This window comes from Shinella granuli (assembly GCF_004341885.1).
In the GTDB taxonomy this organism is placed as follows: domain Bacteria; phylum Pseudomonadota; class Alphaproteobacteria; order Rhizobiales; family Rhizobiaceae; genus Shinella; species Shinella granuli.
The window spans coordinates 1-14,345 of sequence record NZ_SLVX01000027.1; the positions used below are offsets into that span (position 1 = coordinate 1).

The window sequence follows — 14,345 nt, forward strand, 5'->3', positions numbered from 1 at the left end:
ACGCCTCCCTGGTCCAGGGCGACAAGGGCGAGCACAAGCTCATCTGGTCGCGATGAACCAGCAAGGGCGCTCCGCTCACCAGCGGGGCGCCCGGCTACTCGATCACGTAGCCCAGTGCGCGATAACCCGCTCGTCGCTTCCCAGCCATCCGGGCGAGGACGGGAACCGTCTGATCGACATAGTCCACGACCAGTACGTCACTCTTTCCGTGGTGCTCCCGATGCAGACGACCGACATACTGGGCCAGAGTTCCTTTCCAGGCGATCGGCATCGTCAGGAACAACGTGTCGAGACGCGCATCATCAAAGCCCTCGCCGATATAGCGGCCTGTCGCCAGTATCAGCCGCTCACGATCATCGGAGACATTCAATGCCATATTGGCTATCTTGCGGTCCTTCGCCGACATGCCGCCACGCAGTACCACAAGATTTTTCACGAATGGCGAGAACCTCTGCTGAAGATAATCGAGGTGGTCCTTCCGCTCCGTCAGGACGATGGGCGAACGCCTGGCCTCAAGCGATTTCAGCACATCATCGAAGATCAGATCATTCCGGGCACTGTCCTGAGCCAGCGCCGCATAGATCGCTGGCATCGACGGTCGTTCGGACGAAGTCAGCGATGCCGGGAGTTCAAACTGCGTCGAGCGATCGCGCGCGCGGTGGCGGATACCACGTTCGGCAGCTTGAACCCGTGCATCGACGCGATGGCGAACAGGGCCGCATTGCATGAAGATGATTGGATGATGTCCGTCTTTCCGGGCAACGGTAGCCGACAAGCCAACGACGTATCGTGCCTTTGATCGCCGGGCGACGAGCTCGAAGCTGGCTGCGGACAGGTGGTGGCACTCATCGACGATCAGATGGCCGTAATCGGCGACCATGTCCGCAACCTCACCCTTGCGCACCAGGCTCTGGATGAGCGCAACATCAATGATACCTGTCGGCTTTCTTTTTCCGCCGCCAATAACACCTATCTGTTTCGGGTCTATGCTCAGAAACGATCGAAGACGCTCCACCCATTGATCGAGGAGCTCGCGCCGGTGAACCAGAATGAGCGTATTTCGGGCTCGTTGCGCAACGAGCGCCGCTGCGACGACCGTCTTGCCAAACGCGGTTGTCGCGGCGAGTACACCGTTCTCATGGGGGATAAGAGCATCGAACGCTGCCAACTGCGGCCGTCGCAATTCGCCCTCGAAGGATACGTCTTCAGGAAGTGCCGTGCCAATTTCGCGTAGATCTTCCAGAGCAGCAACTGCGCCATGGCTTTTCATCAGATCGATTGCTTCCTCAAGACAACCCCGAGGTAGCGCGACATGCTGCGGATATAGCTCAGCGCACGAGACGATCCGAGGCTTGCCGAATGTCGGCAACCGCATGGCTTGTGCGCGATAGAACTCCGGGTTCTGGAAAGCTGCCAGACGAACAAGCTGCGCAATCAGATCCGGCGGGAGTTCTTTCCTGTCAATGTAAATCTGATCGGCAACCACTACCCCGATGCTGCATGGTATCGCGGCCTCAATGCGCTGCGGCGCTGCGCGGCGCGACGGCGACATCTTCCACGGCTCGTCGGCATGTTCGTCGTCCACCGGCATGCGAACGCCCAAAACTCGACCTGACAGTTCCGCCTCGTCCGCAATCCTGAAGGCCATGTCAGCCGACAATCTGGGTAGGGACGACAGATATGCCCATTGATCGTCGTAAGGCCGCAGATCCTCGTCCACAAAAACGCTGTTGCCATTCTCCCGTGCCATTCTTTGCAACGGCAGTGCAATCAGATTGCCAAAACCCCCAAGGGGCATCGTGTCCTGGCTGGGAAAGAAGCGATCATAAGATGTGAAGCCGATCTCGGGACGTTTTTCCATCGTCTCCGTGATCAGGGCAGAACCCATCTGCCTGGCGGTCCTTGCCGGAACAGGTTCGGAGAAGAATATCCAGACATGGCCACCATTCCCCGACCTCGACCGCTCGAGGGCGGCGGCGATTCCTTTCGCATGACAGGTGCCGAGCAGGGCTCTGGCATCATCCGCCCAGTTGTCCTTGTCGAAGTCCGCGGCGAGGAACCAGCATGTTTCGTCTTGCAGCAATGGATACACACCCGCGACGAAGTTACCCGAGCGGGCATCGCCGCCGCGCAGATGCTTTTCGATGATGTTCTCGGATGGCGGGACAAATGCCTGATGCGGGCATTCTCCACATTTCACCTTCGGTTTGCCACAGATCCCTCTCGCCCATTCATTGGAACAGGCTGGCGAATATCCTGAACCTCCCGTCTTCCGGTTTTCCCATCGAACCGGAAAGATATCGGGACGTCCGGCGAACAGACTGCGGAACAATTCGATTTTCTCGGCCGACGGCGAGTTGTTGGTAACGGGCGAATCGGCACGCAATGACTGCTCGGGCGAGTGATTGTGAGATTTCAGCTTCTGCTCAAGCGTTTCCACTTCGGACATGAGCCTCGCGCGCTCGCAATCGATATCGGCCAGCCGCCGCCGAATGCGCGTGATTTCCATCGAAACATCGTTCTCGTCCGCCAAAGTCGTAGCTCGTTCCCCAGGATTTAGCTCAAGGGCACCATAGACTAAAGGCAGCACACGCTTAAGGCGGACAACACGTAACTTGCGCATCAATAGCTGTCGTTATGTGGAGTAAAATCCGCACGAACGCCCGGAATCCAGGCACCTCACGCCGCTAACTCCGCATAACGACGTGCTACGCATAATCAACTTTATGCAGAGCTCTGCATAATGTTGAACTCGGCGCCGCCTGGCAAAAAACCGCCAAAGAGAGCGAGCGTGACTACCTCTCGGTCAAGCTGGACGATCCGAGCTTCCCGGCTCCCATCTACGCCACCCTGATCGAGGTGGACGGACAGGAAGGCCTCCAGCTCATCTGGTCCCGCCCCAACCGGGACTGACCCAGACCGAAGCGGCCTCGCCAACCAGGCGGGGCCGCCTTCCTTGCTGACGAGATTACAGCATATACAACAATGCTGTATTTTACAGGAAGCGGATAATGCGAGGAAAACCCATGGCACGCAGCGATACGACCTACTCGACCAGCGATTTTTCACGCAGGTCTGGCGATATCATCGCTGAAGCGCTGCGCCGCCCGGTCACAATCACCCGGCGTAGCAAGCCACGCCTGGTAATCCTCAGTATAGAAGATTACGAGCACATGTGCCGCCAGGCAGACAACCGGCTTGCCGGAACGCTTGAAACCGTGCCGGATCGGCTCCTCGATGAGGTCGAGAGCGCGATCGAGGCCTATGCGGATGATGTCGAAGCGCCCGCTCGTGAGTTTCGAGGACATTCAGACAGCCAGCGTCATTCGCTGAAAGGCCTGGATCGGGTGCGCTGATGCTTGCGCCATAAGCTGCCCGCCCGCGGCAGTTTCTTACGCATGCGACCGCGTCAATCAAGCCGGGCCGCATCCTCATGTCGCGCGGGGGACCGGGGTCGGTATCCCCGGTTCCGCCTGACCCGCAGCACTTCGAGAAAAAGTTCGACGGCTTCATCTTCCTTGGCGAACACATGACGTTCATGTCCCAGTCGTCACCTCCCAGACGTTGCTGCGCGCCTACGTCATCGAGAGCCGCATGGTCGATCTGGAAGCCGAGTTGGCGCAGCATCTGGACGATTACCTGCGCATAGTCTTCCTGCCAGGAAACAAAGCGGATGGTGTGCTCGACCGGGTTGACGCCGGCTTCCGCCAGAAGAGCCTTCGCCTTTTCCAGATCGGGCGCGCGATAGGGGTCGGCATCATGCATGGCCTGGTCGAAGTAGAAATTGCCGGGGGGCGTCATCTGGTTGGTGACCACACCGTGCTCGCCGCCTTCAAACTCCATAAAGGCCGCCTTGTCGATGGCGTGGGCAAGCGCCTGACGCACGCGAATGTCGTCGAAGGGTGCGCGTGGCGTACGGTTGTTGAACGCGACCGAAAACCAGTTGGCGTCCCCGAGAGGCGCCAGGCTGGCGATATTGGCCTGTTTGATGGTTTCCGCGGCTTCGACCGAGACCACCGCGATGTGAAGATCACCCCTTTGCAGGGCCAGCGCCTTATCGGCCTGGTCGCGCAGGTCAAACCATACCGAGGCCACCTTGGGCAAGCCGGGCACCCAATAGTCGCCAAAAGCGTTGCCGGTGAAACTGTCTTTTGGGCGCCATGTGTCGAAAGTGAAAGGGCCGGTGCCGATCGGTCGCGTGATGGTCCCGTCCCAGCCGTCCGAGCGGGGGCTGACGATCCACAATTCGGACATGAGATTGAGCAACGGGGCATAGGCGTTTTGCATCGTGATGACGACTGTAAGATCGTCTGGCGCTTCGACCTTGTCGACATAGCCCATGGCGGAGACCAGCCATCCGCCTTTGATTTCCTTCCTGACGCGCTCGATATTGGCGACGATGTCGGAAGCTTTCAGCACGTCGCCGTTATGGAACTTGACGTCCGGCCTTAATTTGAAGGTATAATTCAGCCCGTCTTCGGAGACATCGATAGATCCGGCGAGCCATGGTTCCACGCTGCCATCGCGCCCGATCGAAGTGAGCGCCTCGACATAGACCTGCTGAACGCCGATGCTTCCGGTATGGCGGTGCGGGTCGGCCGTATCGAGCCCGAGAGTTCCGATCCTGATCGTTCCCTGACGTTCCTGCGCGAACGCCAGTCCGGGTGTGTGCATCACTGCGATCGTCATTGCTGCGCTTCCCAGCAAGAAATGACGACGGTCGATGGTAGGTGATCTTGAAAACGTCATAGTATTTCCTCCTCCTATGGAATTCTACGATGTTAATTCAGCTCCTGCAGCGCCCTCCCGTCCAGGTCCGCCACGGCACGACCGAGAAAGTGCAACACGGTCGGTGCGATTTCGACGGCGGACGTTTCTGAAGTAACCGTTTCTCCTGCTTTGAACCCTCGGCCCTCGGCGATCAGGTAGGGTGATTGCTCATAGCGACCGAGGCCGCCATGCTGCCCGCAACCGGCAGGCTTCTTTTGACCATTCGCGGACAGGACCGCATAGCTGCGCCCCGGAACGCCGTATTCGTTCGTCCCGTCGTCCCAGGCCATGGCGACGCCGAATGCCAGATTGCCGCCCGCAGGGATGCCCACATCCCTGAAATTCTGCGGATCGAAAATTTGACCGCACCATGGCTGGCTTTCGAGGAAGTTCCTGATGGCTTCAATATCCGAAACCTGGCCGGGGTCGACATAGATCAACGCCGCAGTGCCGTTGGGAGCGACCACCACGTCGTCTGAGTCCAGGCTGCGCTTCAGGCCCGCATCAACCATCTCGGCGGCGATATCGACATAATCGACCGTCGTCTCATGCCCGTGGTCCGACGCCACCATGACCAGAATATCCTCGCCCTCCTCCCGGCATTGGCTGACGGCAGCGAGCACCCGCGCGACATTCCGGTCGGTCTGGCGCAGCATCTCCAGATGGCGTGGCGATCCGAGGGGGGTGATGTGCTGTGTCGTATCCGGCTCGGATAGCCAGAGAACCGCAAGCGTCGGGCGACGTTGCAAAACCACCTCATCGACAAAGCGTTCGGTTGCCGCTGTGTCGCCCTCGATCCCCTGGACAATATCGAGCGCGTTCGGGCCGTTGATCGGGACCCTCCCCGGACCGTAGGAAGCGGCGCGATGATAGACGTGACCGTGGCCATCCGGATCGTGTACATAGGCTGCGCCCGGAGACACATTGTTGAAGATGATGGCGCCGTTCATCGAGGCCAGGCGCTCGGCCATAGTGGGAATATTGAGCACGCGTCCGGTAAGTCGGCGCTTATCGTCGACAAATTGCGGTTTCCCGGCATCGTGCAGGGTCAGCTTGCCATCCTCGATTAGGCAAACCGAATTGCCTGCCAACCCGTGCTTCGCCGGCAGGCAGCCGGTTGCGACAGAAGAAGAAACCACTCGCGTGCAGGACGGAAACACGCTTCTATGGCTGGCAAACCAGGTGCCAGTCGATTTCAAATTCGCGATCACGGGCGTGTTCTCGGTCGAGATGAAATCACGACGCATTCCATCTGTTACGACAAGGACCACTCTGGGGCTGGAGCCGCCGACGTTTTGTGCAGACACCATCGTTCTACTCCGCTCCATTCAGGACAAAATGGAATATGTCGTAATTGTAAATTGGCGCGTCGCCGCGTTCCTGCAGATAGGCGGCCTTGATCGGGCGCGAAACCACAAAGGGAATGTCGCGCTCTGCAAAGCTTCCGTGGGAACGCAGGCGCGCGCCGGCCAGCTGCTCCAGTTGATGTGCTCCCTTGTGACTCCCGAGCGCAACGCCCTTGGCCCCGATCACTGCTATGTCGCCCTCCCGTTCGAAGTTGAGTTCAAGCTTCCGGCAGGCTTCTTCACGCACGAGCGCCGTGTGGACGCCCGGCGTCGAGGAGATGAAGCGCAACACCTCGTCGCGGTCGAGCCTGTCGAGAATATGCACGCGGACGAATCCGCCCAGCGCTCCGTGATGACGCACGAAGGGATCCGTGATGGGACAGATGACTTTCGTGCGGCCCTCGCCGAAACGGTTATCCAGAAGGGCGCCCAGATAGAGAATATTGGGCTCGCCGCCATGGAGGGAAAGATCGGTCATGCCATGGTCGGCGACGATACCGACGGTCGCACCGAGCCCCAGCAGCCGCGCCACCCTGGCATGGACGGCCTGCATGAAGTCATCCGACTCGCGCGCGCCCGGCGCATGGGCATGCTGCACGAAATCGGACAAGGACAAATACAAAAGATCGGCTCTGCCACTCTCGACGAGACGGACGCCCGCGTCCAGCACGAACAGGGACAGGTCCGGCGAATACTGATCGGGCAACATCCGGCCGGACATGACGTCGGCGGCGTCGACGCCGTTTTCCGCAAGGGTGCATTGATCCGCCTTCTCGGCGGAAAACGCGATACCCACATTCCCCGGCCCGACGAGGCCGGCTGCCAAGGCGCCGCGGAGTTTGTCTTTCGCCGTGACGGCAGCAACCTTCACGCCCGCCTTTGCCATCTCGGCCAGAATTGTCGGGGCCGCCAGCGGACCCGCGTTGACCATCATGACTTCCTTGCCGGCTTCACGGTCGAACCAGTAATTACCCGAGATGCCGTGCACGGAGGGCGGCGCGCCACAGACTATCGAAACATTGTTCGGATTAGTAAAACTCGGCATCGCCGACAGGCCACTTGCATAAAACCCGGTCCGGGCCATCGATGTTATGGCAGGAGAAATTCCGCGAATAGCTGAATCTGCTATATAGTTCGGATCACACCCGTCGTAGCAAATCACTACGACGGTCCTGCCAGGCAAACTATACTTCCTTCCATTGACCGTTATCATGATGTTTCCTATTTTTCACGTTCATGCTATCCGGCGACCTGTGAAGGGCAAGCGATATGATCTCACCCGATGTGAGGAAAACTCAAATTACGCCCCACCTTCCCTCATTCAGGGCCCTGATCGCCCTTGAAGCGGTCGTCCGCCATGGGAATATCGTGAAGGCCGCCGACGAGTTGGGGGTAACATCGGGAGCCGTCAGCAAGCAGCTTTCCGCCCTGGAGGGAGCTTTGGGCGCCCGGCTGTTTGAAACCGGACATCGGCTGGTGCCGCTGCCGGCCGCGCTGACTTTGTCACGATCCGTCGGTTATGCCGTCAGTATCGTGCGTGATAGCTGGAACGAAGTAGCCCAGAATGCGGCCGGACGCACGATGTTCATCGCGGCCAACGCCAGTTTCTGCATGCAGTGGTTGGCCCCGCGCTTACTCCAGGCGCAGAAGATTGTCGGCGGCCGTCCTGTGCAGATGAGTTGGCTGAGTTCTTCAGACAGTTGGATACGCAACAATGTCGACTTCGCTTTTCTGCGAGGACGAGTTCCACCCGGCGACTGGATTTGCGAGGATGTCGGCGGGGAGACCGTCACCTTTTTCGGAAATCCCGAATGGTGCAGCCGCGCGCGGGAAATGGGACCTCAAAGACTGGCCCAAGCCCGGTTCATCAAAGCAACGACGCGTCCCTTCGTGCTCGAACGTCTGCTGACGGCGGCAGGCGTTGATAGTACCGTCGATGCGCAGGAAACCACGCAGTTCTATATCGCGATCGAAGCGGCACTCGCGGGCGACGGGCTGCTGGCGGCTCCGATCGCTCTGTGTCGCGAACTCGTGATGCTGGGCCGTTTGGCCATCCCTTTTCCCGAGATCACCGTTGCAGGCGAACGAATTATCTTCGCTTCCAATCCGTCCACGTGCAGCCCGGCTGTCCAAAGACGCATGTCTCAATGGGTGCAGGAAGAGTTCCGAGCAAGCGACCGCTTGTGTACGGACTGAATTGACGCTGCCGCCTGACGGTCAAACTAACTCAGGTAATCGTGAAAATGGACCACGACCTGATCGGGCTGCATAAATATAACCCGGTATTGGGGCCCCTCGTCGGACTTGGGTACATGGTCCAGTTCCCTGAGGTCGAATGGAACCTGATGATTTGTCGCGCGCGCGCTGGAGAAGGGTATTCCCTTCCAGGAGCCCGCCATCGGCCGATGTACGTGACCGAGGAAAAGATGCTTGATCCGCGCATCGCCGCCAACAATACGGGCGATGTCCGCCTGGTCGTTCTGGCCGATGCGGTCGAGGCAGGGGATACCGCAATCAAAAGGCGGATGGTGCATGAAGAGATAGATATCCCGGTCGCCGGCATGCTCAAGCTGCCCTACCAGCCACGTCTGCCTTTCTTCGCAATAACTCCCGCCATTAGAGCCTTCTTCCACGGTGTCCATCAGGATGAAGCGGCCGACAGGCGTATCGAATGCGGATTGAACAAAGCCGTTTTCATCACTTGGCGCGACCGGAATCCTCTCCCGCAGGAGGGATCTGCGGTCATGATTTCCGATCATGAGGTGGACCGGCATGGGCAGAGGGGCCACGATCTCCCGAAAAAGATCATAGGCCGCCGGCTCGGCTTTATGCGCCAGATCGCCCAGTATGACGCAGGCGAACGCATCTGCGTGGTTTTGCACGATATCAGCGATGCAGGCACGCAGGCGCGCCTCAGGATCCAGCCCGTGAAGCATTTGACCGCCCGGTACGAGGTGCGTGTCGCAAATGCAGACGAGCTTGTGAGCAGCTGAATTTCGATCTGACATTGTTGTCTCCGGGAGTGAAGCCGACGCCATCATTGCACGGCGAGGGCCGCTTCATCCGATGCCGCCGGCCGTACATCGAACACGTTCCGCGTCGCCTCGAGAAGCAGTTGTGTGTAGGGATGCGACGGCGCAGTAAACACGTCGGAAGTCGGCCCCGCGTCGCGAACCTCGCCCGATTGCAGCACGATTACATCGTCAGCAACGCGTTTTATGACTCCGAGATCGTGGCTGATGAACAGGCAGGAAACACCGCTTTCCGCCTGCATGGACAATAGGAGATCAAGGACGCTGGCCTGAACGGAGACGTCGAGAGCCGATGTCACTTCATCGCAGATTATGAGATCGGGTCTGGCGGCGAAGGCGCGTGCAAGCGCGACCCTTTGTTGCTGGCCGCCCGAAAGCTGTCGTGGAAAGCGGTCGAGAAGTTCGGCGCGCATATCCATGCGTTCCAGCAACCGCGCCGCTTCCTGCCTCGCCTCTTCATGGCCCATGGCGAAGAAGACCCGCAACGGGCGCATGAGGATGCGCCCGATGCTCAGTCGCGGGTTGAGGGAAGAAAGCGGGTCCTGGAAAACCATCTGGATTCGTCGTCGCAGATCGGCTGGCCGCTCGGGCGCTGCCCGGTTAAGCGGGACACCGTCGAAGGCGATCTTGCCGCTTCCCGGAGGAATGATGCCCGATATCACGCTCGCGACAGTCGATTTGCCGCTTCCCGATTCACCAACCAGCCCCAGGGTTCTGCCGCGATTGATCGAGAAGGACAGATCCTGCACGGCTAGGGTTCCCGGTTTCTTCGGGGAAAATGGTATCCCGAGCCCCGTTGCGGGATACCGGTATTTCAGATTCGTGACCTCGAGTATCGGAGCCTCCCCGGAATCGGCCCTGAGGGGGCGGACCGGGCCGGAGGCATTGACCCGGGGAATCGCGTCCAGAAGACGGCGGGTGTAGCCGTGCACCGGCGATGCGAATGTTTTTCGAGTGTCGCCCGCCTCGATGACCCTGCCGTCCCGCATCACACAAATCCTGTCACACACCCGGGCAATGACATTTAGATCGTGGCTGATGTAGACGAGTGCGGTGTCGAATTGTTCGCGCAGCTGCGAAACCAGCTCCAACACGCGCAGTTCCGTCGTCTTGTCGAGCGCGGTCGTCGGTTCATCGAGGACGAGGATACCGGGTCTGCAAGCCAGCGCTGCTGCGATGACCACGCGCTGCCGCTGGCCGCCGGACAATTCGTGCGGATATCTCCGGTAGATCGCATCCGGTTCCGGCATTCCGGTAGCGGCGAGAAGTGCGACGCTCTTTTCTTGTGCCTGACGCCGCGACAACCCTTCGTGCCGGCATACGATCTCGTCGATCTGCGCGCCGACACGCATGTGAAATGTCAGGGAACTCAGCGGATTTTGCGGCACCATCGCGATACGGCTGCCCCGTATCGCGTGCTTTTGCCGATCCGGCAGTGCCAGGATATCGGTTCCGTCAAGGAAGACGTTGCCACCGACGATCTTGCTGCCGGGACGGGTATAGGCCATGAGCGCCCGCGCCAGAGTGGTCTTGCCGCAACCGCTCTCCCCCGCGATTCCGAGCGTCTCGCCCTTGTCGAGCGCCAGGCTCACGCCGTCGACGGCGATGCGGAACTGTCGATCGTCGGTACGATACCCGACCGTCAGATTCTTGACGTCCAGCAACATCACGTCACCCTTTTGTCATGCCGCGCGCGGCGTCGAGTCCGAGCGCGTTGGCGACGCCTTCCGTCGTCAGATTGAGCGCGACGACGAGAGTGCTCAGTGCGATGGACGGATAGATTACAAGCCACGGATCGGTATGGATGTATCCGACGCCCTCGGAGACCATAAGGCCCCAATCCGGCGTGGGGGGAGAGATGCCCAGGCCAAGGAAGGACAACGAACTCACCAAAAGGATTGCCGACGACATTCGTATGGCGAATTCCACGCACAATAGATCAAGGACGTTGGGCAGAAACTCCCGGCACATGATCGAAAGGTTGGATTCGCCACGCAGGACGGCCGCCGTAACGAACCCCTGTGGCGCAATTGTGAGGGCCAGAGCGCGCACGGTCCGGATCACGCCGGATACATAGACGAGCGCAATGACCAGGATCAGCACCGGTACCGATTGCCCGAATCCGGGAATGAGAACGCCGACGAGCAGAATGCTCGGTATCGCGACCTTGGTGTCGACGAGGCGCATGATCACCTCATCAATCATCCCGCCATGCCACGCTGCGGCAAGACCGAAAAATGCGCCGGCGACGATAGCAATGAAGACACCACACAGAGCCACGCTGATGGTGATGCGTCCGCCCATCAGAAGGCGGGTCAGATAATCGCGGCCGAGGATATCCGTCCCTAGCCAGAATTCGCGACTCGGCGGCTCGAAGGGCATGCCTGCCAGTTCGCTGGAGCCGTAAGGCGTAAGCCAGGGAGCAAGGGCTGCAATCGCCATGTGCGCTGTCAGAACGGCGATGCCGATCATCGTCACGGGCGAGCGCAGGATACGTTTACCGGATTTTTTCAACATCATCCCCTGCCCGCGCTGCGCCGGACACGAGGGTCCAGTGCGATGATTGACAGGTCCGCCAGCAAGTTCATCAGAAGCACGCCGACAGCGCCGAGGAAGACCGTCGCCTGCACGACCGGCACTTCGCGCTTGAGGACAGCATTGATGAGTTCCAGTCCGAGACCAGGATATGCAAACACCTTCTCGACCACGACGATGCCCGAAAGCAACCCCGCGACATAGAGAGCCGCCGCGTTCAGCGTAGGTACAAGAGAGGCGGGGACCGCATGCGTAAAGACGACGCGCCATTCACTGACTCCAGCCAGTCGCGCGCGCTCGACATAGTCGCTAACCAACGCTTCCACCAGGCCAAGCCGCAGAAGCCTGCTCAAATAGGCGATCGAACCGATTACGATTGTCGCAACCGGCAAGATGGAGACCGCCAGCATCTCAAGAATCGGCCCATCTGTGTACAGAACGATCGTTGCAGGAAATATCGGAAGCCAGATGGCGAAGATTAGAATGAGGGCGTTGCCGGAAACGAACTCGGGGATCGAGTATCCGACGATCGCGCTTGTCGAGACGATGGTGTCGGGCGCTCGATCGCGCCAATAGGCTGCCAGAATGCCGATGAAATGCGCAACCGGAATGGCGACGGCTGTCGTTGCCAGCGCCAGCAGAATTGAATTGCGCAGCGGACCCATGATGATGTCGGCGACCGGCGCGCGCGTAATGATCGTATTACCGAAATCGCCAACAAGCGCACCTGACAGCCAGGATAAATACCGTACCGCCGCTGGCCGGTCGAGGCCAAGTTCCGCCCTCATTTCCGCGAGTTGTTCCGGCGTCAGAACGGCAAGGTCGTCATCGGTCAGGCTGACGTCGAGAGCGTCGCCCGGCAGAACCTCGGTAGCGAGGAAGACGAACAGGGAAACAAGGATCAGAATCAGGAAAGACAGGCTGATCCGTCGCGCTATGGCTGCAAACATCGGGTCGCTTCGGCTAGGATGGGTGCGTCGCCGCGCCCGGGAGTTGCCCGGGGCGCGGCAGGAGGAACCGGGCGGCGCTCAGAGTCGATGCACCTCGTCAAACCGGATCGACCATGCTTGCGGGTGATTGTCGAGGCCGGCGATATTCGACTTGTGTATGAGAATGTTGCGGCGTCCGACCGGAAGAATGGCGGGCGCGTCCTCGAAGGCGATTTCCTGCATCTCGTGATAGATCTCGCGACGCGCAGACGGATCTCCGGTCACCAGCGCCTTTGCATATAGCTCCATATAGCGCTCGGCTGACTCGCCGGACCAGTAACCGCTTTCATTGTTGTCGGGCCGCATCCGGTAAAGACTGATCCCCGGATTGCGGATTCCGACCGGGCCGTAGGCGAAGCGATGCTTGCGTGTGCCTTCCGCGTCTTCCACCCGCCACTGCCGATAGCCGTCATTCGGTCTTTCCTCGATCGGCATCGTGATGCCTGCCTCACGCAGCATCTCGGACATGACCTGGAAAATTCGGGGAATTTCGGGCCAGTAGGGAGCAAAGTAGAATGTCGGCAAGGTGATGCCGTCGGGATAACCCGCCTCGGCAAGCAATGCCCGCGCCCGCTCGGTGTCATATTTGTAGGGATAGGCAAGGAAATTCGGATCGCTGCTCGCAAGCGGCGTATCGTTGCCCACCCAGCCGCCGTCAGATCCGTAGACAATGCGAGCTATGCGGTCGCGGTCGATCGCCGCGGCAATCGCCTGACGCACGCGCTTGTCGTTAAACGGCGAACCATCATATTTCGGCAGTATCATCAATGCCTGGTCGCCACCGCTGGCATAGACGATGGACGTGTCGTCACGGCCTTGAAACTGTCGCACGAAGCCGGGATCGATATTGGTGACCGCATCGAACTGCCCCGATAGGAAACCATTAACCGCGCCCTCCATCTGGCCGCCGCGGTTCACCACCTCAAGCGTTTCGAGATAGGGATGACCCGTACGCCAGTAGCGTTCATTGGCCACCATCTTGATACTGCGGCGCGGATCGAAGCCCACAGGCTTGAAAGGACCGGTTCCGATTCCGCTGAGACCGATCTTGTCCGGCTCGGCCGCAGGCATGATCATGCAGTGATATTCGGCAAGGATATAAGGAAACTCGCTGTTTCCTTCCGTTAGCCGGAAGCGCACCTTGTGATTTCCGATCGCTTCCACACTCGCAATCTGTCGTGCAAAGGAGGTTTCCGTGCGATGGAACTCGAAGGAGGAAACGACGTCTTTTGACGTCATCTCGCTGCCGTCATGAAACTCCACCCCTTCGCGTAGATCGACTTCCCAGACTTCCTGCCCATCGTCGGCCTCCCAGGAGGTCGCAAGTTCGGGCTGGAGCTCAAGATTTTCATCCACCCAGACCAGCGCGTTGTAGCAGGTACGGTTCGCCAGATCGATCCAGTTATGCGGATGCAACCCGTTGGTCGCGTCACCCAGACGATTATTCGGCGAGGTGACCGCATAAACGAGGCCGCCGCCGGGCTTTGGAGCCGGCTGAGCGGAAGCTGAGTCGATGATGCCCACTCTGGCCATGTAGGCCGCTGCCGCAGACCAGGCGGAAGCCTTCAACACTGCCCGTCGTGAAATAGTCGTCATAATCTAATCCTCCCAGATCCGAATTCATGCTGTAGCCGAAATTCGTCACGTCATCGCCCGTCATCTCGTCATCAGGC

General features: G+C 59.5%; 9 protein-coding genes and 3 pseudogenes. 3 read left to right on the top strand and 9 right to left on the bottom strand.

Annotated features, from left to right (window positions below; genetic code table 11):
- Positions 1 to 94 precede the first annotated feature (94 nt).
- Positions 95 to 2,509, bottom strand: a complete 2,415-nt coding sequence (locus tag EV665_RS27285) for a TOTE conflict system archaeo-eukaryotic primase domain-containing protein (protein ID WP_245507855.1) — start codon at positions 2,507 to 2,509, stop codon at positions 95 to 97.
- A gap of 233 nt (positions 2,510 to 2,742) precedes the next feature.
- On the opposite strand from EV665_RS27285, the pseudogene EV665_RS27290 reads away from it, so the two are divergent.
- Together EV665_RS27290 and EV665_RS27295 are read left to right on the top strand one after the other, a co-directional pair.
- A pseudogene (locus EV665_RS27290) lies at positions 2,743 to 2,913 on the top strand (DUF736 domain-containing protein); the annotation flags it as partial.
- Between the two features lie 113 nt (positions 2,914 to 3,026).
- A pseudogene (locus tag EV665_RS27295) lies at positions 3,027 to 3,290 on the top strand (type II toxin-antitoxin system prevent-host-death family antitoxin); the annotation flags it as partial.
- A 190-nt stretch (positions 3,291 to 3,480) separates the two neighbouring features.
- On the opposite strand, the pseudogene EV665_RS32935 reads toward EV665_RS27295, so the two are convergent.
- The 3 genes and pseudogenes from EV665_RS32935 to phnA form a co-directional block, all read right to left on the bottom strand.
- A pseudogene (locus EV665_RS32935) lies at positions 3,481 to 4,749 on the bottom strand (ABC transporter substrate-binding protein); the annotation flags it as partial.
- 32 nt (positions 4,750 to 4,781) lie between these two features.
- Positions 4,782 to 6,080, bottom strand: a complete 1,299-nt coding sequence (locus EV665_RS27305; RefSeq protein ID WP_133036520.1) for an alkaline phosphatase family protein — start codon at positions 6,078 to 6,080, stop codon at positions 4,782 to 4,784.
- Positions 6,081 to 6,084: 4 nt separating this feature from the next.
- A complete protein-coding gene (gene phnA / locus EV665_RS27310; protein ID WP_133036521.1) occupies positions 6,085 to 7,329 on the bottom strand; it encodes a phosphonoacetate hydrolase in 1,245 nt (414 codons plus the stop codon).
- Between the two features lie 56 nt (positions 7,330 to 7,385).
- Here phnA and EV665_RS27315 point away from each other — a divergent pair, with 56 nt between their 5' ends.
- On the top strand, positions 7,386 to 8,312 hold the full coding sequence (locus tag EV665_RS27315) for a LysR family transcriptional regulator (RefSeq protein ID WP_133036522.1): 927 nt from the start codon (positions 7,386 to 7,388) through the stop codon (positions 8,310 to 8,312).
- Between the two features lie 26 nt (positions 8,313 to 8,338).
- Here the strand turns inward: EV665_RS27315 and EV665_RS33330 are convergent, their stop codons facing one another.
- The 5 genes from EV665_RS33330 to EV665_RS27340 form a co-directional block, all read right to left on the bottom strand.
- Entirely contained in the window at positions 8,339 to 9,157 is an 819-nt protein-coding gene (locus EV665_RS33330) for a phosphodiesterase (RefSeq protein WP_425376503.1), read from the bottom strand.
- The gene (locus EV665_RS27325) at positions 9,154 to 10,815 is read right to left on the bottom strand and encodes a dipeptide ABC transporter ATP-binding protein (protein ID WP_133036524.1); all 1,662 of its coding nucleotides are present in this window, start codon (positions 10,813 to 10,815) and stop codon (positions 9,154 to 9,156) included. Before EV665_RS27325 ends, EV665_RS33330 begins: the two co-directional genes overlap by 4 nt.
- 4 nt (positions 10,816 to 10,819) lie before the next feature.
- Positions 10,820 to 11,668, bottom strand: a complete 849-nt coding sequence (locus EV665_RS27330) for an ABC transporter permease (protein WP_133036525.1) — start codon at positions 11,666 to 11,668, stop codon at positions 10,820 to 10,822.
- On the bottom strand, positions 11,665 to 12,633 hold the full coding sequence (locus tag EV665_RS27335) for an ABC transporter permease (protein WP_133036526.1): 969 nt from the start codon (positions 12,631 to 12,633) through the stop codon (positions 11,665 to 11,667). The genes EV665_RS27330 and EV665_RS27335 overlap by 4 nt, the downstream gene beginning before the upstream one ends.
- Positions 12,634 to 12,711: 78 nt before the next feature.
- On the bottom strand, positions 12,712 to 14,268 hold the full coding sequence (locus EV665_RS27340; RefSeq protein ID WP_133036527.1) for an ABC transporter substrate-binding protein: 1,557 nt from the start codon (positions 14,266 to 14,268) through the stop codon (positions 12,712 to 12,714).
- Between the last annotated feature and the right edge of the window lie 77 nt (positions 14,269 to 14,345).